A 21,418-nucleotide genomic window follows, 5' to 3' on the forward strand; every position below is an offset into this window, starting at 1 on the left:
AACTCACGTGTTGAAGAGCGCGCGGAGATATAAGTGATGGCTGTGGGGTAAAAAGAGTTGAGAGAGTTAGGTTAGGCAATCGATAGGTGACTCTTAGTGGCATTGGCTCTGTGAATGAAAATTCTGGATATAAAGTAGTAAGTAACAGCTCACGTATTTCTTAATTAAGAGAAAGTAAGTCAATAAAATTAAATGGATATAGTTTGTTGATAGTTATCTATTAATGCAGAGAATGACATCACTTGAGCCAAATTAGTAAGTAATAGCTCACGTATTTTTTAATTAAGTGCAGGTAAGTCAATAAAATCAAATGGATATAGTTTGTTGATAATTATCTATTACTCCAGAGAATGTAACTGCTTGAGCCAAAGTAGTAAGTAACAGCTCACTTATTTCTTAATTAAGTGCAGGTAAGTCAATAAAATCAAACTCAGCTTTACAGTAAGGGCAATAGGGGGTGGGTTAGGTGAGTTTATCTCTCCGAGTACAATTGCTGTGTGATTTGACTCTCTGGATGATAGGTAATTTATGATCTATTAAAAAAAATAATGACTTAATGAAACTATCTGACAGAATTGGCCTTAACCTGATCTGTAATGTTTATAATCTTAATGGTTTTTATGGTGTTAATTAAGTAACCCAAAGAAGTCATTTCTTGAACAATAAACTCATTAATATCAATAGATAAAAGTAAATTAATCAATTTTACTCATATGTAAGTTTACTATTTTGTTAGTTTATTTTTAATAAATAAGTGCTCGATTGTTTATTTTTTTATATAAAAATTGTTAAATTGATGTTTCAATTTCTTACATTTATACTGTGTTAAGTAGTTAATGGTATATCCAGCTATCATGTTACCGATGAAGTTTGCTTATAAGTGAAATTTTCAAAGGAAAGAAACTTACATCCCGATATGAAAGATAGGCCGGCTAAGCAAGTTATACCTTTTAATGGATGGTATTTCGTGTAAACAATATTTGTATAGCAAAGGTGGGTCATATGAATAAATCAGAAAGCGCTAATCATCGAATTTTCGACCAAATTATTTCTGTAAACAAACAGAAAGAAAATGAGTTTAATAATGGCCAAGATGGCGCAACGATTCTTTCTTTATTAGTGATGTTTTTTGTTCCTTTTTTACTGTTAAATGCGCTGAGAAATACCCTTGGCATTGACTATAGCTTTGCCACTGTCATTGGAATGCTCGCTATCAGTGGGTTTATTACCGCAGTGCTGTATAAAAAATTAAAACTGGGTTCCCAATTCGCAGATAAAAATATTGTATTAGACCAGCTACTTTCTCGTTACACGCCGAAAAACAAGCAAGAATTTAAAAAATTACAAGAAGAAAGAAAAACAAGTTCAGCAGAGTTTTATTCACTAGTAGAAAATTGGGCTGATGTAGAAAGACAACACTATGCAAGATAGTATCGAATAACGAAAACAAAAATAAGTTTTTTAATATTATTAATATCCTTCTTTTCTCTACATAGAAAGAAGGATTTTTTTTACACAAAACTTATGAGTAATAGGGGCAAATTATACTATCATTTCATTTATGTGAGTTCATTTAGCCTGTTGATTTATTAGATAAAATTAAGAAAATTAATGGTGAAACTAGTGTAGGCTTAAATAAACTATTAATAAAAAACGGCTCGATATACTGAGCCGTTTGGTGTGGCAATAAAGTTAGGTTTAGTGTGATTTACCCTGTTCAATACCTAGTCCAATTTGTGAACGAACAAATTGCTCTTTAAAGCGCTCTCTTTCCATTTTTCCTTGTTCTGAATTATCCGTCACCGAGAATAACCATGAAGCAATAAATGCAACAGCCATGGAGAAAAGTGCTGGATATTCATATGGATATATAGGTTTTTCATGATGAAGAATGCTAACCCAGATGGTTGGTCCTAAAATCATCAGGACAACTGCGGTAATTAAACCGAACCATCCACCAGCCAATGCACCGCGAGTTGTCAGCTTACGCCAGTACATCGACAGTAAAATGATCGGGAAATTACAGCTGGCAGCGATAGAGAAGGCTAAACCAACCATGAAGGCAATATTTTGTTTTTCAAACAAAATACCTAAACCAATCGCAACAAAACCTAAGATAACAACGGTAATTTTAGAGACACGTAATTCATCTTTTTCATCTGCTTTACCATTTTTCATTGCCATCGCATACAAGTCATGGGAAACCGCAGAGGCACCCGCTAGTGTTAAACCGGCAACAACAGCAAGGATGGTGGCAAAGGCAACCGCAGAAATAAAGCCTAAGAAGAAGTTACCACCGACGGCATCTGCAAGGTGAACAGCTGCCATATTTGTTCCACCGATAAGTGCTCCAGTTGCATCTTTAAATGCAGGATTGGAACTGACTAGAACGATGGCACCAAAACCAATAATAAAGGTTAATATGTAAAAATAACCAATAAAGCCAGTGGCATAGAACACACTTTTACGTGCTTCTTTTGCATCACTGACTGTGAAGAATCGCATAATTATGTGAGGGAGACCTGCAGTACCAAACATCAAAGCAAGACCAAGGGATAAGGCGGATATTGGGTCGGAAACCAGTCCTCCCGGGCTCATAATGGCAATACCATTTTTATGAACTTCAACCGCTTCTTTAAACAGAGTGTTAAAATTAAAGCCAACATGCTTCATAACCATAACGGCCATGAATGTTGCACCTGCTAATAACAAGATGGCTTTAATAATTTGCACCCAAGTTGTGGCTAACATTCCACCAAATAGGACATATAGCACCATCAAGATACCCACGATAACAACCGCGACGTGGTAATTGAGACCAAATAACAATTCAATCAATTTACCCGCGCCAACCATTTGAGCGATAAGGTACAGTGCAACAACAACTAGAGAGCCAACCGCAGATAGAATACGAATGGGTCTTTGTTTTAATCGATAAGAAGCGACATCAGCGAAGGTATAACGACCTAAATTACGTAAGCGCTCGGCAATTAAGAATAGAATGATCGGCCAGCCAATTAAGAAGCCAATTGAATAAATCAGGCCATCATAGCCAGAAGTATAAACCAGAGCAGAGATCCCTAAGAAGGAGGCAGCAGACATAAAGTCGCCAGCGATAGCCATCCCGTTTTGGAAACCGGTAATTTTCCCACCCGCAGTGTAGTAATCAGAGCGAGAACGCGTTCTTTTTGACGCCCAGTAGGTAATATACAAAGTGAAGCCGACAAACAGTAAGAACATCACAATTGCCTGAATATTCACAGGCTGGCGTTCAACATCCCCTGTCAATGCATCAGAAAACGCCATTGATGAGGTAAAAAAGAGAATGAGTGAGAGCAATATTTTCATTTTTCTACCTCTTTTAAAATTTCTGCGGTTAAACGGTCGTATTCACCGTTGGCTCGGATAACGTAAAGCCCAGTGAGTACAAATGAAATGACAATTAGGCCGACACCAACAGGGATCCCTCTTGTGATGTATGAACCTTCGGATATCGGTGTTCCTAGCCAGCTTGGGTCAAAAGCGATAAGAAAAATAAATCCAACATACAGCACGAGCGTTATTATTGATAACAACCATGAAAAGCGACTACGTTTCCTAACCAGTTCTTTAAAGCGAGGGTTATCCTCTACCTTTTCGTAAGCAGTAGCATTCATCAGAGTTCTCCTCTGTTATACTCGTCATACTTCAAGCTGCAGCATTGTTGACTGCACCTCGAATTATTTAGAGTAAACCATCTTGTTGGGATGTATGTAAGGCCGCCTCAATGAGTTGGCCTTTTAGCGTTATGACATACTCATAGACTGTTTTTCTTCGAGTAGTTTTTCGACAACACCTGGATCGGCCAGAGTGGAGGTATCTCCAAAATTACTGGTGTCCCCTGATGCAATTTTACGTAGGATACGACGCATGATTTTACCGGAACGGGTTTTGGGTAGTGAATCCGTCCAGTGAAGAACATCTGGTGTAGCAATTGGGCCAATTTCTTTACGAACCCAATTACGAACTTCGGTGTATAGCTCTGGTGATGGCTCAACCCCAGATATTAATGTGACATAAGCGTAGATTGCTTGGCCTTTAATATTATGAGGAATACCGACCACAGCCGCTTCAGCCACTTTCGGATGTGCTACGAGGGCGGATTCTATTTCTGCCGTACCTAGACGGTGGCCCGAAATATTCAGTACATCGTCAACACGGCCGGTAATCCAATAGTAACCATCTTCATCACGACGAGCACCATCACCGCTAAAGTACATGCCTTTAAAGGTTGAGAAATAGGTTTGCTCGAAGCGTTCGTGATCGCCAAATAAGGTTCGGGCTTGACCCGGCCATGAATCGACAATAACTAAATTGCCTTCTGTGGCGCCTTCTATAGGTTCACCAAGGTTATCAACTAACGCAGGGCGAACACCGAAGAATGGCAATGTTGCAGACCCCGGTTTTAACATAGTTGCTCCCGGGAGCGGTGTGATCATGAAACCACCCGTTTCCGTTTGCCACCAGGTATCAACCACTGGACAACGGCTATTACCAATTTTTTTATAGAACCATTCCCAAGCTTCAGGGTTAATGGGTTCCCCCACGGAGCCGAGAATTCGTAATGAGCTGCGGTCAGTACCTTCAATGGCTTTATCGCCTTCAGCCATTAATGCGCGGATGGCGGTTGGCGCAGTATAAAGGATATTGACTTGGTGTTTATCAACCACCTGGCTCATTCGGTTAACTGATGGGTAATTAGGTACCCCTTCGAACATTAATGTTTTAGCGCCATTGGATAATGGCCCATATAACAAATAACTATGGCCTGTTACCCAGCCGACATCAGCAGTACACCAATAGACTTCACCCGGATGGTAGTCGAAGGTGTACTTGAATGTCAGTGTGGCATAGACTAAATAACCGCCAGTGGTATGCAGAACGCCTTTTGGCTTACCTGTAGAACCCGAGGTGTACAGGATAAAGAGCGGGTCTTCTGCGTTGATTTCTTCAGGAGGGCAGTTTGCACTGACCCCTTTGATGACGTCGTGCCACCAGAGATCACGGCCTTCTACCCAGCTCGGTGCGTTACCTGTGCGTTGGTAAACAATCACATGAGAAACCGTAGTGACTTGCGGATTAGCGAGTGCGTCATCCACATTTTTCTTTAATGGAATTGCACGGCCAGCACGTAAGCCTTCATCTGCGGTGATGATGAGCTTCGCTTTACAGTCAATAACGCGACCAGAGACAGCTTCAGGGGAGAAACCAGCAAAAATGACCGTATGTATCGCGCCAATACGGGCACAGGCTAGCATCGCGACAGCAGCTTCAACAACCATAGGCATGTAAATGGCGACAACATCGCCTTTACGAATACCTTGTTGTTTCAGGACATTAGCAAACTGACATACATCATGGTGCAGTTCGCGGTAAGTAACATTTTTTGACGATAAAGGGTCATCGCCTTCCCAAATAATCGCTGTTTGGTCACCTTTTTCAGCCAGATGGCGATCTAAACAGTTAGCACTTAAATTTAATGTACCGTCTTCAAACCAGCGGATATCAATATGGCCGGGGTCGAAAGAGGTGTTCTTGACACGAGTGTAAGGTTTAATCCAATCAACGATTTTTCCTTTTTCGCCCCAAAATCCTTCAGGGTCTTGAATCGAGCGTTGGTACTCATCGTTATACTGTTGTTCGTTTATCAGGGCATTTTTTGCAATTTCAGCAGGAACGGGATGTTTAGTTATTTGAGTCATATTATTATCTCCTTGCAGATGTTAATACTATGTCAAAAAATGGTTAACTAAAGCACGAATTTTAAATTTGTTTTTCTTTTGCGCGGAAGATCACGTATTAATTGTAATGAGATTTGCAGGATTATCATTTGATGCTAAATATCAAATTGAAATATAAGACTAAAAATATAACAAAAGGTAGATTTAAAGAAAAATAAAAGGTGGGGTTATTGGTATTAGTTACTGAATAAACGAGCTCTCATAGCGAATATAAATATCCATATATTTACTGTGGGTTTGATAATGATTTTCATTAACAGTAAAATAACTATAATAGATAGTAATTCACAAGGTGCGAAGTTACGCAAGTGTTTACCCTATGAGCCTTGTGGTAAAAATGAGAAACATAGCGGTATTTACGTCACTGGAGACAATAATATGAGTTATACATTACCTGCTTTACCTTATGCTTATGATGCATTGGAACCACACTTTGACAAGCAAACCATGGAAATCCACCATACTAAGCATCATCAAACCTATGTGACTAACACCAATACAGCGTTAGAAAAACTGCCTGAATTAGCGGGTTTAGATATCGATGTTCTGATCCAAAAATTAGACCAAATCCCTGCTGATCAACGTACGTTTGTCCGTAATAACGCGGGTGGACATTCAAATCACAGCATGTTCTGGAAAGGTTTGAAATTAAATACTGAATTAAAAGGCGAACTGAAAGCTGCGATTGAACGTGATTTCGGTAGCGTTGATGCATTTAAAGAACTGTTTGAAAAAGCCGCTGCAACCCGTTTCGGTTCTGGCTGGGCGTGGCTGGTTCTGAAAGATGACGGTAAATTAGCTGTTGTTTCAACAGCGAACCAAGACAATCCATTAATGGGTGAGGCTATTTCAGGTGCATCTGGTTACCCAATCATCGGTTTAGATGTATGGGAACACGCTTATTATCTGAAATTCCAAAACCGCCGCCCTGATTATATTAAAGCATTCTGGTCAGTTGTGAACTGGGATGAAGCTGCGGCACGTTTTGCAGCAAAAGCTAAATAATTTTATAAGATAATTTATTTACCATAAGCGTAGCGTTAATGCTGCGCTTTTTTATTTATACCCCACCCGATTGTTATCTCTATTGGCATTCTTTATGATGAAGGTTCCGTCACCAATTTATGTGGAGAGCGCCGCCCATGTTATTCCTACCCCAAGTCTTTATCGGTAAAGTCCAAGCAACACAGTCCTGTGGGCACAGTGCTATTCATAAGCAAGCTGCCGATGGGTTATTGATGTTAGGGCAATTAGGGCTTGAGGGAGACGAACAAGCTGAAAAACGCTTCCATGGCGGGCCTGATAGAGCTCTTTGCCATTATCCACGTGACCATTATGACTTTTGGGCTAATGCGTATCCAGATTTAACGGATTTATTTATTGCCTCCGCATTTGGAGAAAATATATCAACGATGGGTATGACAGAAGAAAACGTATTTATTGGGGATATTTTTGCTTGGGGTGATGCGCGCATTCAGGTCACGCAACCTCGTTCCCCTTGTTATAAGCTCAATGGGTTAACAGGAATTGAAAATTTTGCACAGATGATGCAAGACAATGGGCGCTGTGGTTGGCTGTACCGTGTCATTAAAACGGGCAATGTTAGTGAAAATGCGCCATTAACATTATTGAGCCGCAATAGTGATATCTCGGTACAAGAAGCCATTATGATTGCATTTCACGCCCCTTATGATGAAGAGTTATATCAGCGCCTTTTAAGCGCAGCAGGGTTATCTGCAAGTTGGAGCTTAACCATGCAAAACCGTTTAGATAACCACCGCATTGAAGAGTTTAAGCACCGTCTGTTTGGTAAGCGTTAATCACCAGTGAAAAGCCATTGTGCGCTTATAGCAAAGGGAGTATTTAGCCATAATCGCTTGCTAGCAATATAACGTGCGATACTAAGAATGCCTATGTCTTAGGCGTTTGTTGTATAAACTGTTGGTACCACGGGATATTCGCCATTAATTCGGGATGTGTCCCCTGAGCGATCACGTTCCCGTTCTCCATATACACAATAGAGTCTGCTTGGCGTGCAAGATTGGGCAGGTGGGTGACGATGACCCGTGTTTGCTGTTTGGCTTGAGTTATAAGGTCAATCACTGAGGCGGTATTGACGTTATCAAGGCTTGCCGTTGGTTCATCCATTAAAATGATGTCAGGGTGCTGTAGCATTAGCCTCGCAATACACAGTCGTTGCCTTTGGCCGCCAGAAAGTTGCATACCACCGGCACCAACCTCTTTCTCTAAGAACTCATGATTGGCTGTAAAATTAAGTTGTGTCAGTAATGTGCTGATAGCCCGGTCATCAATATTATCATCATCAAGTATCAAGTTTTGGCGTACGCTACCGTAAAATAAACGGCTGTCTTGTAATAAGATCCCCCGGCTAGCGCACAACACTGCTTGTGATAGGGTTTTAATATTTTGACTACCATAATTCACACAGCCCTGTGTTGGGTCTTGTAAGCGAGCAAGCAAGCCTAATAATGTACTTTTCCCTGCTCCTGATGGGCCTACAATGACGGTAAGCGTATGTTCCTTAAAAGTAAGGTTTATATTTTGCAGAATGCATTTTTTATTATCACTGTAAAATGATAATTGTTCACAGCTAACGCTATTGATGGTGGGCGCTGATGTACGATAAGGAAACACCAACACTGGAGTCTGCAAGGCTTTCTCGATTTGTTGAACTGCTTTTTTCATCTGCCTAATTGATTGGTCTAAATGAGAAAGCAGCCACATAGGTTCAATTAAGCGAGCTAATAAAACTAACCCTGCTAGCCACATGTTTAGTGGCATCTTTGCATGATCAACTAAATAAATACCGAATCCAAAGAGCGTAATAAACGCAGTTTGCACCATCAATGAAAATAATAAGTGAAATGGCAAACTTCTTCGTTGTAGCTGTTTTTGAGTTTGATATTGGGACGCTAAGGCAAGTTTAGGGTGCAGTTGCTCATGGTGAGCGCTTGAGCGACGAATTAATGGCTGGTGGAGGGCATATTGATTGAGTGCACTCACTGCTTGTTGTTCTGACTCATGAACGGCTTGCTCAAAAAAGGCAACTTTAGTGGCGGAAAAACGTAAGGATATTAATAAAATACTGATTATAAATAGTAAAATGGCACCAAAACTAATTTGATAAATTAAAGCGCCAATTACGATAGTGCAGGGTGTTACTAACCCACTGATAATTGGGTGTAATAAATGTGCGGGCACAGACATAACCTGTGAAACAGGCCCTGAAATTAGCTGATTACTGTTTGATATGGGTTGTAATGAAAGCGGTAGATGGCGAATAAGTGCCGTAGCAAGATAACGCATCACTAATCCCCCAGCAAAATAGCCTTTTTGAGTGGCGATAAATGTTACGGCTAATGCAGATAAACTAGAAAGAGCGAAAAGCGTTAATGGTACTGTGGTATGAAGGTGCCAATCTAAAATAACAACAAATAAAAATAACCCGCTAACGCCTTCTAAAACAGCGCTTAGCGCCATCCAAAATATGGCATTACGTACTGTGTACAGTAAACGCTTAAGCACAGTCATCCTCCAGAGCGCGTAAAAGTTGCTGATAGGGTTCTGACTGCATTGAAAGTTGTTGATGCGAGCCTTGTGCGATTAATTTCCCTCTGTCTAACAGTAATACGCGATCTACTAGGCCCAAGCCGCTTAAGTCATGGGTAATTAATACACAGGTTCGTGGCTCGGTATGCAATAAATTCAGAACCCGTTGTGCATTTTGTGGGTCAAGCGCGGATGTTGGCTCATCAAGCAGTAATAAAGGCGCTGGTGATAGCAGCGCACGTGCAATGGCAAGGCGTTGAGCTTCCCCACCGGACAGCTGCATATCTTGTCCTATTACGGCATCCAGCCCTTTAGATTGTTGTTTCACAAGCGATAATAAGTTGAGAGCATCAAGATAACGGTACATTTCATCTTCAGTGGCATTTGGGGCAAACAACTGTAGATTTTCACGAACAGAACAAGGTAAGGGCGGGGTGTTTTGCATGACGATGGAAACCGTACGGTTCAAACTGGTTAATGATAGCTGTGGTAATGGAACCGAGTTAAAGAGCACATTTCCTACTGTTGGGTCTAAAAAGCGAGCCATAAGCTGTAATAAAGTACTTTTTCCCGCACCTGATGCCCCGACAATAGCCATAAATTCGTTGGGAGCAACGGTGATGTTAATATTCGATAATATTGGGTTATTACCTATTTTAACGTCAACTTGAACAAGTTTGAGCTCACCTTGGGACGTGCTAACGTCTTTTTCTCCGTAATGCATATCTGGTTCAGCGAGAAGTTGGTGAATACGCTCTGATGCATTGACAGCAAGGTTTAAGGCGTCTGCGCCATGCCCCATTGCTGCAACAGGTGCAGCGATACTGCTAATTAATAAAATGAATAAAATCACTTGAGCAAGAGGTACGGGCTCAGGTAGTAATGAAACCCCTACAATTACCCATAATGAAAGCAATGTGCTGCTGATACCGACTTGGGTCAGTGAGCTCAAGGCGCCTATTTTGCTTATCCATCGATGAAAGGCGATTTCAAATTGAGATAAAGCTTGTGATGCTTTTTTTTGAATTGATTGGTTGGGGTATTGCCTAGCTTGTAGCGGGTTATCTGCGAGTTCCGCGTATTGTTCATATAGGAAGCCCATTGCCTGGTTACGTGAGGTGTAGAGTGCCTGATAGCGTACAGAACGCATTTGTCTAAATAAAAAAATAGAGGCAATTAATGGCATTAAGCAAAAAAGGGTGAGCAGTACATTTTGCCATAATAGAATAAGAGTGGCTGCTGTGGGGACGATAATTAGTTTTGTGATATCTGCGGGGGCGTGAGCGGTTAATTGATGCAACCCACGCACATCACGCTCCGCAATTTGCAAAAAACCGTCTCTACCGTGTTGGGCAAAGTGATTTAGTGGGAGTTTTTCTATTTTATCAAGAAGTTGTAGTCTAACGTGGTAGCAGAGGTGGTTATCCGTTTGATGTGTTAAATACAAAGCAAGAGTTTGGCAAATTAGCCAACTTACACCACCAATGGACGCAATAACGACCCACTCATAATATTGATGAACGGGTGTGGCAGCAACTTGGCTAATTGCTATTAATGGAATGAGTGAACAGAGGCCTGCAATAGCTTGTAAAATAAGTGCAAATAATAATGTGAAGCGATAGGGACAAAGTTGTTCCCAAAGTGCGCGGTACATGCGAAACCTCCATTGCGAATCCATCACTTTAATTTATTTCGCTTTGTTATCGTGAATTAGTTGTTTTGCTTGCCAGACTATTTGTTTTGTTTGCAGGCTTTAATTGGCCGTATTCATTTTTAAAGCGCTTTTTTGGGGTTTTTAGTAAGATGGTGATATTGCGATTGGGAATGTTAAGGGGCGTGAGATGCAATATGATTTAAACGATCTCTACTATTTTGTGAAAGTTGTCGAATATGGTGGTTTTTCACAAGCGGGTCTGGCGCTAGGGATCCCTAAGTCTAAATTAAGTCGTCGCATCGCAGAATTAGAACAAAAGTTAAATGTTTCATTGATTTATCGTTCTACTCGCCAGTTTCATGTCACAGAAGTAGGGCAAGTATTTTATCAGCAGTGTAAAAATGTGGTTGATGAAGCTGAAATTGCTCATGAATTGATATGTTCTGTTCAGTCTCACCCTAAAGGGATAATTAAATTATCGTGCCCCGTCGCGCTATTGCAAGTTTATCTCAATGAATTACTTGTTAATTTTATGGTGCAATATCCTGATATCGACATTCAAATTTTAGCAGTTAACCGACCTGTTGATGTGATCAGTGAAGGGTTGGATTTAGCTATTCGCGTGCGCTCATTACCATTGGATGATTCAGGCTTAATGATGAAGGTACTTGGGTATTCACGACGTATATTAGTGGCTAGCCCACAATTATTCACAGAGCGGGGTGAACTTACTGAACCAGAAAAGCTGGTGGATTACCCAATGTTAGCGAATACGGAGCACTCACAAAATTACACGTTAACCCTTAAAAATAGTGATGATCTTAGTTTTACGCAGCATTTTACCCCCAAGTTAGCGACAACCGATATCTTAACGTTATACCATGCGGCACTGAAAGGTGTCGGGATAGCAAGGCTGCCTTATGGTGTGGTAGAAAAAGACATTGGGTCAGGGAGTCTGGTAGAGGTATTACCGAAATGGCAGTTTCCTGAAGATATCATTCATGCTGTATATCCATCACGCAAAGGGTTGTTGCCATCAATTCAATTACTCTTGAATTATTTGGCCGATAATATTTCACCGTCGGTGAAATAAATTTCCCCGATAGCGCATTAGGCTATCAGGGAAATATTCGTCATTTATTGTGTTTCAGGAATGCGCCCAAATTTCCCACTGTTGAAATCATTTATGGCTTCATTGATTTCTTGAACAGTATTCATCACAAAAGGGCCGTAGCCAACAACTGGCTCGTCAATGGGATCGCCACTGAGCAGCAGTACTAATGCGTCTTCCGTAGCTTCCAACAGAATATTACTGTCTGTATCGTCGAGGATCATCAACTCGCCTTCGTTTAAAGCGGAACGACCATCAACAAACATTGAGCCGCGTAACATGACTAAACCAACATGGCGCCCCGCTTTGGTTGGGATACCCACAGTTTTACCTTTGTTCAGCTGTAAATCCCATACATCTAATGGACTAAAGGTTTTTGCTGCACCTATATTGCCCAAATAGTCACCAGCGATCACTCGCAATGTACCTGCATCATTGGGTAATGCAACTTTTGGTATGCTTTGGCTTTCTAACAACTGGTAGCCGGGGGCCGCTAATTTGTCTTTTGCTGGCAAATTGACCCACAGTTGCACCATATCAAGTGTGCCACCTTTTTTCATGAAGGTATCAGACTGATACTCTTGATGCAAAATACCGGATGCCGCAGTCATCCACTGAACATCACCAGGGCCTATCACACCGCCTTCACCCGTAGAGTCATGGTGAGCCACTTCGCCATCATACACAATCGTGACTGTTTCAAACCCACGGTGTGGGTGCTCACCAACGCCTCTGTTTGCTGAATTTGAGCTTGGGAAATCAAAAGGCCCCGCTCTGTCGAGTAAAATAAACGGATTAAGGTATTTCCCATGATCGTTATAGCTAAACATTGAACGGACAGGGAAGCCGTCTCCTACCCAATGGCTGCGAGGAGATTGATAGATACCAATAATTTTTTTCATGGTTTTGCTCCTAAATTGTTTTGATGACTGAATAATAAAGGAGTTAATAATGAGGGGGTAGTGGCAAAAATAGGTTTCATTGTTGCAGTAATAGAACAATAGAATAAGCACTGATAATTCTATTTATAGAACAGTGTTTATCAAAAACTGGACTACTCAGCCTTAAATCGATGAATTAATCTAAATAACACAAAAACGGAGCGGCTATCGTTCTATTTTTAAATCAAAAACAGGTTTCATATTTTATCGATTGAGAGGTTTCATCATGAGTAGTCCAGCTAATTTTAATGGTCAACGTCCTGCTATTAACCCAGAAGATGCGGTGATGTTATTAATCGATCATCAGAGTGGTTTATTTCAAACTGTAGGTGATATGCCAATGACGGAATTGCGTGCTCGCGCCGCTGTTCTGGCTAAAATGGCATCTCTTGCAAAAATCCCCGTAATAACAACGGCTTCTGTACCTCAAGGCCCAAACGGTCCGTTGATCCCAGAAATTCATCAAAATGCACCACATGCACAATATATTGCACGCCGCGGTGAAATTAATGCATGGGATAACCCAGAGTTTGTGGCGGCCGTGAAAGCAACAGGTAAAAAACAACTGATTATTGCTGGAACGATTACCAGTGTTTGTATGGCGTTCCCTGCGATTAGTGCGGTGATGGATGGCTACCAAGTATTTGTGGTGATTGATGCATCAGGGACTTACAGCAAAATGGCGCAAGAAATTACCTTGGCTCGAGTTGTTCAAGCGGGGGTGGTGCCGATGGATACTGCTGCGGTTGCTTCAGAATTACAAGGGACTTGGAACCGTGAAGATGCAGCTGAATGGGCAATGGCTTACACGCAAATCTTCCCTGCCTATCAATTATTAATTGAAAGCTACAGCAAAGCACAAGAAGTTCTAAAAAATAATGAACAATTAGATTCAGAGCGTTAATTAAAGAAATACTCACGATATTTAACTCACGAAATGAAATAAGGCTGCCTTTATCACGAATAAGGGCAGTTTATTTGCACTTAAAGTTTAAGGAACGTACATGAAAAAGTTAGCTTTACCTTTATTGGCATCTTTATTTGTTTTTGGAACCGCACAAGCGGCTGACTATAAATTAGACCCAACGCATACGAAAGCGGTGTTCTATATTGACCATTTTAATACTTCAACCAATAGCGGTGGATTTCATAATATTACGGGCGATATGACTTATTCTCTGGAAAAACAAACAGGTAGCGTGAATGTTATCATCCCTGCGGAAACATTAAATACAGGTTTACCTGCATTCGACAATCATATCAAAAGTGCAGATATGTTAGATGTTGCCAAGTACCCAACGATTGAATTTAAGTCGTCTAAATGGAATTTCGTTGATAACAAGCCTGTTTCTATTGACGGTGTACTGACAATGAAAGGCGAATCACACCCTATTCAATTAAAAACAACAAAGTTTGGTTGTTACTTCAGCCCAATTTTTAAAGCGGATGTTTGTGGTGGTGATTTTGAAGCAACTATTGATCGTACACAGTGGGGTATCGATTTCTTAGTGAAAGATGGTATGACTCAGAATGTCACTATCAAGATCCAGGCAGAAGCCATTAAACAATAATTTGTGGTAATAAGTACAAGAAAGTAAAGGATTAATCATGTTGAATTTCAAAAAAAATACCGTTGTGACATCAACACTATTAGCTGTTGCTTTAACATTAGGGACGGCTCAAGCTGCTGAATATAAAGCGAGCGATAAAGAAGGCCCAATTAAAATTGTCAATTTGGATGAGCTAGAAAGCCAAGTGGCAAAAAATATGGAAAAAGGCGCTTTTGGCTACATCCGTGGTGGTGCTGAAGATGAGCTGAATTTAAATAAAAATACGCAGCATTTTGATAAAAAATACATTATGCCACGTGTGATGCAAGGTATTGAAATTTCAGATATTGATTTATCAACTGATTTTTTAGGTATTAAACTTAAAACACCGATTATTCAGGCGCCGATGGCGGCTCAAGGTCTCGCTCATAAAGAGGGTGAAATAGCGACTGCAAAAGGTATGGCTAAAGCAGGTTCTATTTTTTCTCTCAGTACTTATGGCAATAAAACTATTGAAGAAGTTGCGGAAGTTTCGGGAAATAACCCATTCTTTTTTCAGCTGTATATGAGTAAAAACGAGGCTTTCAATGAATTTACGTTGAAACGGGCTAAAGAAAGTGGTGCTAAAGCGATCATTTTGACGGTGGACTCACCTGTTGGTGGATATCGTGAAGATGATATTCGTAATAATTTTCAGTTTCCGTTAGGTTTTGCCAATTTAGAACTATTTGCTCAGCAAAATAGCGATGGCTCGAAAACAGGTAAAGGTGCTGGGATCAGTGAAATTTATGCGCAAGCGAAACAAGCATTTACGCCAGCAGATATTCAATATGTGAAAAAATTGTCAGGTTTACCGGTTATTGTCAAAGGTATTCAATCACCTGAAGATGCTGATGTTGTGATAAAAGCTGGCGCGGATGCTATTTGGGTGTCTAATCATGGTGGTCGTCAATTAGACAGTGGTCCTGCATCTTTTGATGTGTTGCCGTCAATTGCAAAAGTAGTGAATAAACGTGTTCCTATTGTTTTTGACAGTGGTGTACGCCGTGGTTCACATGTATTTAAAGCTTTAGCGAGTGGTGCTGATGTTGTGGCTGTAGGCCGTCCTATTCTTTATGGATTAAATTTAGGTGGTGCAGAAGGGGTTAATTCTGTCATTCAGCAATTAAATAAAGAATTATCTATCAATATGATGTTAGGTGGTGCGAAAAATATTGAAGGTGTAAAAGCAACTCAGTTATATACCGACAAAGATTTTCAATAATTAAAGTTAAACTCATTGGTTAATGAAAAACGGGAAAAGTATCCCGTTTTTTGTTATAAGCAAAAGCGAAGACTAAGCTGTGAATCCACCATCAATATTTAAATTTGCTCCCGTGATATAAGCAGCAGCAGGGCTAGCTAAGTACAATACAAAATCAGCAATTTCATCAGCACTAGCGTAGCGTTTTAAGGCCATTATTTGTTTCAGACTCTCTGCAAACTCGCCTTGTTCTGGGTTCATATCTGTATTTACGGGGCCTGGCTGAACGTTATTGACCGTTATCCCTCTTGAAGCCACATCTCTAGCCATGCCTTTTGTTAAGCCAATGATGGCTGATTTACTCATCGCGTAGGCAGACCCGCCTTCAAATGGCACTCGCTCTGAGTTGACACTGCCAATGTGAATTATTCGTCCATTATCATTCATAACCGCTAATGCGGATTGGCTGGCAATAAATAAGCTGCGTACATTTAGGGAATAGGAACGATCAAATGACTCTAGAGAGAGGGTTTCTACTGAACCAAATTCAAGAATACCAATACTGTTAATTAAAATATCAATAGATCCAAACTTATCAAATGACTGTTTGATTGCTGCTGTAATTTCATACTCATTAGCACTATTGGCTTTGATAGCCATGACTTTACCGGGAAATTGCGCTGTTTCAGTGATCAATAATTTTGCATTTTCATCTGATGAGGCATAGGTGAAAGTAACATTGGCCCCGTCTCTGGCGAGTTTTTTCACAATAGCCGCACCAATACCACGTGAGCCGCCTTGAACAATAGCATGTTTGTTTTTGAATAACATAGGGTGCCCTTATTATTAATTAAATAATTTAAAATCAATAGATAAGGTATTTAATAGATAAAGATGGGGGGACTCCAGATAGAAAAATAGAAGGAGTTTGTGAAAAAAATTGATTATGTATTAATGGAAGCGCTCACCTATTGATGAGTGAGCGCTTTTTATTTGGCTAGCGTTGTGGGCGTTTAACAAAACCAATTGCTTCGTAAACTTTATCTAGGGTTTCTTGTGCACGTGCAGCTGCTTTCGTTGCGCCTTCATCCATAATTTGGTTGAGCAACGCTTCATCATTACGGAATTCATGGTAACGAGTTTGCAGTGTGGTCAACATACCGGAAACGGCTTCAGCCACAGCGCCTTTAAGATGACCGTACATTTGCCCTTCAAATTCTGTTTCAAGTTCTGCAATTTTTTTGCCAGTCACGCCTGACATAATGTCTAATAAATTAGAAACACCCGGCTTATTTTCTAAATCATAACGAATACGCGGTGGCTCTTCGGAGTCAGTCATTGCGCGTTTGATTTTTTTCACGACAGATTTCGGGTCTTCTAATAAGGCGATAACGTTGTTACGGTTATCATCGGACTTAGACATTTTCTTGGTTGGATCTTGTAATGCCATAACACGAGCACCACCACCAGTTGGAATGAATGGATCGGGTACTGTGAAAATATCACCATAAATGGCATTGAAGCGTTGAGCAATATCTCGGCTCAATTCAAGATGCTGTTTCTGGTCAATACCAACAGGCACTTGATTTGTTTGATAAATTAAAATATCCGCAGCCATTAATACTGGGTAGTCAAATAGGCCGGCATTGATATTTTCTGCATGGCGCGCTGATTTATCTTTAAATTGAGTCATACGGCTCAATTCACCGAAATAGGTGTAGCAGTTAAGCGCCCAGCTCAATTGGGCATGTTGCGGCACATGTGACTGTACAAAAATGGTACTTTTTTTCGGGTCAATGCCACAGGCTAAATAAAGCGCGAGTGTATCGAGAGTTCTTTTACGCAGTTCGATAGGGTCTTGGCGAACGGTAATTGCGTGCTGGTCAACGATACAGTAAATGCAATCGTAGTCATCTTGCATTTGTACCCACTGACGTAATGCACCCATATAGTTACCGATGGTTAATTCACCGGAAGGCTGTGCGCCGCTGAATACGATTGGTTTTTGGGGGTGCTTTAAATTTTCAGTGGGAGTGCTCATTTAGTTATGTCCTTGCTTATTTTATTTCAGATAACCCAATTGCAGGTAATAAATCAGAAAAATGTGTTAATACACAGTTCGGTTCACTCAGTGCAATAGATTCACCATAGTTATAACCGTAGGTCAGACCGACACACGGGCATTCAGCGTTTTTCGCTGCAATAATATCATTACGAGAATCGCCGACAAAAAGCAATTCTTCTTTACGTAAACCGAATGTTCCCATCGTTAAGTAGAGGGGAGCGGGATGTGGTTTCAAAGCTTTGACGTCATCGCTACCCAAGACAAGAGAAAAGTAGTGTTCAATACCTAATTTCTTCAAGAGCGGTGCAATAAATGGTGTGGCCTTATTGGTCACAATGCCCATTGGGAGGCCATATTTTGCTAGTTGCTCTAAGGTTTCTTTCACTTCAGGGAATAGTTCGCTGCCAGTTGTGACAGAAATGGCATAGAATTTATCGAAGCTAGCTCGCGCAGCTTTTTGTAACTCGGGTGTTATTTGGGCACCAGCCCAAGAAAGCGCGCGTTCAACTAAAACATCCACGCCATTACCAACCCAAATAGAGACACGCTCTTTACCTGCGGGTGAAAAGCCAAGTTCTTTTAGCATGTTGTCGATGGCTTCAGCTAAGCCATCTGCGCTGTCTACAAGAGTGCCGTCTAAATCGAAAGCTATTGCTTTGATATTCTCTAATACCATGTCAGTCATTGAGATACCTTTTGTAATTCGCTACGCATTGCATCAATGACGGTTTTATAGTCTGGTTGATCGAAGATTGCGGAACCTGCAACAAAAGTATCGGCACCTGCTGCTGCAATTTCTGCAATATTATTAACTTTAACCCCGCCATCGACTTCCAAACGGATATCATAGCCACTTTCATCAATGAGTTTACGGACTTGGCGCAATTTATTGAGAGTTTGTGGGATAAAGGATTGGCCACCAAAGCCTGGATTGACGGACATTAGCAGGATCATGTCAACTTTATCCATGACATAATCAAGGTAGCTTAGTGGAGTTGCTGGATTAAATACTAGCCCTGCAGTACAGCCATTTTCGCGAATTAATTGTAATGAGCGATCAACATGTTCACTGGCCTCTGGGTGGAAACTGATATGAGTTGCCCCTGCTTTAGCGAAGTCTGGGATGATCCTATCGACCGGTTTGACCATTAAATGAACATCGATGGGGGCGGTAATTCCATAGTCTCGCAGCGCTTTACAGATAGGCGCCCCAAACGTCAAGTTGGGCACGTAATGGTTATCCATAACGTCAAAATGCACGATATCGGCACCAGCGGCCAGAACTTTGGCAGTATCTTCACCTAAACGGGCAAAGTCAGCAGATAAAATAGATGGGGCAATGAGAAAGTTTTTCATAATTGTCTCCGATTATTAATCGTTATCTGAGAGCCATTCAGCACTAGGTACAGGGCGCTGCATTTTTTTCTTATCCGTTTGTCTAGGAGAAAGGCTATTAGGTATACCCGGATATAATGCCAGTAACTCATTAACTTTTGTCCGGTTTAATATATTTCTACTAATGGTGCGACGTACTTTTACAATATGTAACTGAGCTTGATAATACCACTCTCTTGTCATCGGGGTATCATGATTTGAGATCAAGACAGGGATTTTGCTTTCTGTTGATAATTTTTGTGCCAAAATAGCTAAGTTTTGTTGTTCAAGCGAATTAAAGGAATTCGTGTGGTACGCCGTAAAATTAGCTGTATCTGATAAAGGTGCGTAAGGAGGGTCACAGTAGACAACAGCCCCCTCTTTTGCATTGAGCAACGTTTCACCATAATGCTGAGTTATAAATGTCGCATTTTGTGATTTTTCAGCAAACCACAGTAATTCTTCTTTCGGGAAATAGGGTTTTTTATAGCGGCCGAAGGGAACGTTAAATTCACCACGAGAATTATAGCGGCATAACCCATTATAGCAGTGGCGGTTTAAGTATAAAAAAAGGACACTGCGTTTCTCAGTATCGGTCGATTGGTTAAAGGCTTCACGCATTAAATAATATTGTTCGGAAGTATTATATTCAGGTGTGAAGATTTGCTGGGCTTCTTCAATGAAAGCATCAGTATTATCTTTAACTGTATTATAGAGGTTGATGAGGTCACTGTTAATATCTGCCAGTATGTAGGAATCGTAACTGGTGTTTAAAAACACTGACCCCGCACCAACAAATGGTTCAATTAAGCAATCACCTTGTGGAAGGTGTTTTTTGATTTCTTCCACAAGGGGGTATTTACCCCCAGCCCATTTTAAAAAAGCGCGTTTTTTTTTCATGCCGTCTTATTATTACAATCGTTTAGAGTAACTGCATTTATACTCTGTCAGGACAACATAATGCGCCCGGGGAAAAACGTTGTTATTTTTGATCCTGTTTGACTTGTTTCATATTTCTAACCCACGGTTTTTTCGCTTGCACTGCAGCAGGTAAGGTTCCTATTGCATTTTTGGCATCGGTCACTGAACTATAATTCCCGTGAATAAGAACATACCAGGTTTGCCCATTACGTATCGTTTTATAGACTTTGTAATTGGCCAGCTTGTTTTCTTTTGCAAAAGCTTCCAGTGTATCAGAACGGCTTGCGCTGCTAAGCTGTAATGTGTAGCTACCTGCTGGCGCAGACATGATATTGCTACCCTGGCTACTCGCCGTTGATGTAGATTTCGCTGGCTGTTTAGTCTGCACAGGATGTTTTTGCTCAACGGGTTTTACAGGTGTTTTTTCTGGCGCCACTGGTTTGACGGCAGGTTGTTGTTCGACAGGTTTAACCGGTGGTGGCGTTAACGGTGTCGTATTTTGTGGCTGGTTAGTGCCTGGTACCGAAACTTGGCCTTGATTTAAGGCATCAACCACATCGCCAGGTATTTCGATTCGCTCTCCCAGACCATTTGGTTGAGTTTGAGGCTCTCCTTGGGTTGGCGTTGGCGTAATTTGTGAACCTGTAATTTCTTGTGGTTGCCCTGATAGCGTTTGACCTTGTGAGTTTGTCAACGATGAGGAGCCCGATAAGTCGATATTTTGTGAATTATTTGCACCCGTTGTTTGTTGCTTTTCATGCTCTGTAGGGGCTTTTAACGCTGAGCTGATAGCAATAATGAGCAGCAATAAAACTAAGACACCCACGCCGATCATGATATGTTGGCGTGAGAGTGCAATTTTAGGTTTTGCAGCAGATGATTGGCGTGAACGCCCTGTCGGTCTATCTGATGTATCTGGCCTAAGGTCATTTTGACCTTGAGGCTGGTTATCTGGTTTAAATTCGTCCATTTTCCTCTCCCGAATAAAATTTGCCTATAGTAGAGATAAAATGTCTCTTATCAGTACAACCTCTTAACGACCAAGCAGGACATTGCTGCTTATTTTTAAAGCATATATCCTTTCGTAATACCACGCTAGCCAAAGTGGTATTGATAATATGCTTTTCAGAGTTTCGTCTATAGGTGTAGGCATACCGTATAATTTAACGACTTTAGCGAACATCTACCAGTAACATTTTAAAACGTCAG

At 40.9% G+C, this 21,418-nt stretch carries 19 protein-coding genes; 7 read left to right on the plus strand and 12 right to left on the minus strand.

The window, feature by feature from the left end:
* Positions 1-1,002: 1,002 nt before the first annotated feature.
* The gene (locus PR800_RS16955; protein ID WP_272531177.1) at positions 1,003-1,431 is read left to right on the plus strand and encodes a hypothetical protein; all 429 of its coding nucleotides are present in this window, start codon (positions 1,003-1,005) and stop codon (positions 1,429-1,431) included.
* A gap of 267 nt (positions 1,432-1,698) precedes the next feature.
* On the opposite strand, the gene actP is transcribed toward PR800_RS16955, so the two are convergent.
* The 3 genes from actP to acs form a co-directional block, all read right to left on the minus strand.
* Positions 1,699-3,348 (minus strand): cation/acetate symporter ActP, encoded by a 1,650-nt coding sequence (actP, locus tag PR800_RS16960; protein WP_102140124.1) that lies wholly within the window; start codon positions 3,346-3,348, stop codon positions 1,699-1,701.
* Positions 3,345-3,656: a DUF485 domain-containing protein gene (locus PR800_RS16965; protein WP_004906633.1), complete on the minus strand. Its 312-nt coding sequence runs from the start codon at positions 3,654-3,656 to the stop codon at positions 3,345-3,347. The genes actP and PR800_RS16965 overlap by 4 nt, the downstream gene beginning before the upstream one ends.
* A 129-nt stretch (positions 3,657-3,785) precedes the next feature.
* Complete coding sequence (acs, locus tag PR800_RS16970) at positions 3,786-5,741, minus strand: acetate--CoA ligase (RefSeq protein ID WP_210844453.1); 1,956 nt, start codon at positions 5,739-5,741, stop codon at positions 3,786-3,788.
* A 417-nt stretch (positions 5,742-6,158) separates the two neighbouring features.
* Between acs and sodA the strand changes: the two genes are divergently transcribed.
* The gene (gene sodA, locus PR800_RS16975) at positions 6,159-6,785 is read left to right on the plus strand and encodes a superoxide dismutase [Mn] (protein WP_102140159.1); all 627 of its coding nucleotides are present in this window, start codon (positions 6,159-6,161) and stop codon (positions 6,783-6,785) included.
* A gap of 137 nt (positions 6,786-6,922) precedes the next feature.
* The gene (yiiM, locus tag PR800_RS16980; protein WP_231068889.1) at positions 6,923-7,600 is read left to right on the plus strand and encodes a 6-hydroxyaminopurine reductase; all 678 of its coding nucleotides are present in this window, start codon (positions 6,923-6,925) and stop codon (positions 7,598-7,600) included.
* Positions 7,601-7,691: 91 nt separating this feature from the next.
* On the opposite strand, the gene PR800_RS16985 is transcribed toward yiiM, so the two are convergent.
* A complete protein-coding gene (locus tag PR800_RS16985; RefSeq protein WP_272531178.1) occupies positions 7,692-9,326 on the minus strand; it encodes an ATP-binding cassette domain-containing protein in 1,635 nt (544 codons plus the stop codon).
* Complete coding sequence (locus PR800_RS16990; RefSeq protein WP_272531179.1) at positions 9,319-11,004, minus strand: ABC transporter ATP-binding protein; 1,686 nt, start codon at positions 11,002-11,004, stop codon at positions 9,319-9,321. Before PR800_RS16990 ends, PR800_RS16985 begins: the two co-directional genes overlap by 8 nt.
* Before the next feature lie 187 nt (positions 11,005-11,191).
* On the opposite strand from PR800_RS16990, the gene PR800_RS16995 reads away from it, so the two are divergent.
* A complete protein-coding gene (locus PR800_RS16995; protein WP_195697984.1) occupies positions 11,192-12,097 on the plus strand; it encodes a LysR substrate-binding domain-containing protein in 906 nt (301 codons plus the stop codon).
* Positions 12,098-12,141: 44 nt separating this feature from the next.
* Here the strand turns inward: PR800_RS16995 and PR800_RS17000 are convergent, their stop codons facing one another.
* Complete coding sequence (locus PR800_RS17000; protein ID WP_272531180.1) at positions 12,142-13,017, minus strand: pirin family protein; 876 nt, start codon at positions 13,015-13,017, stop codon at positions 12,142-12,144.
* 265 nt (positions 13,018-13,282) lie between these two features.
* Between PR800_RS17000 and PR800_RS17005 the strand changes: the two genes are divergently transcribed.
* The 3 genes from PR800_RS17005 (at position 13,283) to PR800_RS17015 (ending at position 15,870) form a co-directional block, all read left to right on the plus strand.
* A complete protein-coding gene (locus tag PR800_RS17005) occupies positions 13,283-13,960 on the plus strand; it encodes a hydrolase (protein ID WP_102140131.1) in 678 nt (225 codons plus the stop codon).
* A gap of 100 nt (positions 13,961-14,060) precedes the next feature.
* The gene (locus tag PR800_RS17010) at positions 14,061-14,627 is read left to right on the plus strand and encodes a YceI family protein (RefSeq protein WP_102140132.1); all 567 of its coding nucleotides are present in this window, start codon (positions 14,061-14,063) and stop codon (positions 14,625-14,627) included.
* Between the two features lie 37 nt (positions 14,628-14,664).
* Positions 14,665-15,870, plus strand: a complete 1,206-nt coding sequence (locus PR800_RS17015) for a lactate oxidase (protein WP_102140133.1) — start codon at positions 14,665-14,667, stop codon at positions 15,868-15,870.
* A 72-nt stretch (positions 15,871-15,942) separates the two neighbouring features.
* Here the strand turns inward: PR800_RS17015 and PR800_RS17020 are convergent, their stop codons facing one another.
* From PR800_RS17020 to PR800_RS17045, 6 genes are all read right to left on the minus strand, one after another.
* Positions 15,943-16,680: a 3-oxoacyl-ACP reductase family protein gene (locus PR800_RS17020; protein WP_102140134.1), complete on the minus strand. Its 738-nt coding sequence runs from the start codon at positions 16,678-16,680 to the stop codon at positions 15,943-15,945.
* A gap of 166 nt (positions 16,681-16,846) precedes the next feature.
* Positions 16,847-17,890: a tryptophan--tRNA ligase gene (trpS, locus tag PR800_RS17025; RefSeq protein WP_102140135.1), complete on the minus strand. Its 1,044-nt coding sequence runs from the start codon at positions 17,888-17,890 to the stop codon at positions 16,847-16,849.
* A gap of 16 nt (positions 17,891-17,906) precedes the next feature.
* The gene (locus tag PR800_RS17030; protein WP_195697986.1) at positions 17,907-18,599 is read right to left on the minus strand and encodes a phosphoglycolate phosphatase; all 693 of its coding nucleotides are present in this window, start codon (positions 18,597-18,599) and stop codon (positions 17,907-17,909) included.
* Entirely contained in the window at positions 18,596-19,270 is a 675-nt protein-coding gene (gene rpe, locus PR800_RS17035; RefSeq protein WP_102140137.1) for a ribulose-phosphate 3-epimerase, read from the minus strand. Before rpe ends, PR800_RS17030 begins: the two co-directional genes overlap by 4 nt.
* A 15-nt stretch (positions 19,271-19,285) precedes the next feature.
* Entirely contained in the window at positions 19,286-20,188 is a 903-nt protein-coding gene (gene dam / locus PR800_RS17040; protein ID WP_102140138.1) for an adenine-specific DNA-methyltransferase, read from the minus strand.
* A gap of 82 nt (positions 20,189-20,270) precedes the next feature.
* Positions 20,271-21,179 (minus strand): SPOR domain-containing protein, encoded by a 909-nt coding sequence (locus PR800_RS17045; RefSeq protein ID WP_166268249.1) that lies wholly within the window; start codon positions 21,177-21,179, stop codon positions 20,271-20,273.
* Positions 21,180-21,418: the final 239 nt, after the last annotated feature.

Origin of the sequence: Providencia sp. PROV205, assembly GCF_028479505.1 — a bacterium.
In the GTDB taxonomy this organism is placed as follows: Bacteria; Pseudomonadota; Gammaproteobacteria; order Enterobacterales; family Enterobacteriaceae; genus Providencia; species Providencia huaxiensis.

What these genes read in the sequence shown, in the direction of transcription:
- rpe (WP_102140137.1), bottom strand. Translation starts at nt 19,270, where the DNA reads ATGAAAAACTTTCTCATTGCCCCATCTATTTTATCTGCTGACTTTGCC.
- PR800_RS16965 (WP_004906633.1), bottom strand. Translation starts at nt 3,656, where the DNA reads ATGAATGCTACTGCTTACGAAAAGGTAGAGGATAACCCTCGCTTTAAA.
- acs (WP_210844453.1), bottom strand. Translation starts at nt 5,741, where the DNA reads ATGACTCAAATAACTAAACATCCCGTTCCTGCTGAAATTGCAAAAAAT.
- PR800_RS17010 (WP_102140132.1), top strand. Translation starts at nt 14,061, where the DNA reads ATGAAAAAGTTAGCTTTACCTTTATTGGCATCTTTATTTGTTTTTGGA.
- sodA (WP_102140159.1), top strand. Translation starts at nt 6,159, where the DNA reads ATGAGTTATACATTACCTGCTTTACCTTATGCTTATGATGCATTGGAA.
- PR800_RS17030 (WP_195697986.1), bottom strand. Translation starts at nt 18,599, where the DNA reads ATGACTGACATGGTATTAGAGAATATCAAAGCAATAGCTTTCGATTTA.
- actP (WP_102140124.1), bottom strand. Translation starts at nt 3,348, where the DNA reads ATGAAAATATTGCTCTCACTCATTCTCTTTTTTACCTCATCAATGGCG.
- PR800_RS16995 (WP_195697984.1), top strand. Translation starts at nt 11,192, where the DNA reads ATGCAATATGATTTAAACGATCTCTACTATTTTGTGAAAGTTGTCGAA.
- PR800_RS17015 (WP_102140133.1), top strand. Translation starts at nt 14,665, where the DNA reads ATGTTGAATTTCAAAAAAAATACCGTTGTGACATCAACACTATTAGCT.
- PR800_RS17045 (WP_166268249.1), bottom strand. Translation starts at nt 21,179, where the DNA reads ATGGACGAATTTAAACCAGATAACCAGCCTCAAGGTCAAAATGACCTT.
- PR800_RS17000 (WP_272531180.1), bottom strand. Translation starts at nt 13,017, where the DNA reads ATGAAAAAAATTATTGGTATCTATCAATCTCCTCGCAGCCATTGGGTA.
- trpS (WP_102140135.1), bottom strand. Translation starts at nt 17,890, where the DNA reads ATGAGCACTCCCACTGAAAATTTAAAGCACCCCCAAAAACCAATCGTA.
- PR800_RS17005 (WP_102140131.1), top strand. Translation starts at nt 13,283, where the DNA reads ATGAGTAGTCCAGCTAATTTTAATGGTCAACGTCCTGCTATTAACCCA.
- PR800_RS16955 (WP_272531177.1), top strand. Translation starts at nt 1,003, where the DNA reads ATGAATAAATCAGAAAGCGCTAATCATCGAATTTTCGACCAAATTATT.
- PR800_RS17020 (WP_102140134.1), bottom strand. Translation starts at nt 16,680, where the DNA reads ATGTTATTCAAAAACAAACATGCTATTGTTCAAGGCGGCTCACGTGGT.
- yiiM (WP_231068889.1), top strand. Translation starts at nt 6,923, where the DNA reads ATGTTATTCCTACCCCAAGTCTTTATCGGTAAAGTCCAAGCAACACAG.
- dam (WP_102140138.1), bottom strand. Translation starts at nt 20,188, where the DNA reads ATGAAAAAAAAACGCGCTTTTTTAAAATGGGCTGGGGGTAAATACCCC.
- PR800_RS16990 (WP_272531179.1), bottom strand. Translation starts at nt 11,004, where the DNA reads ATGTACCGCGCACTTTGGGAACAACTTTGTCCCTATCGCTTCACATTA.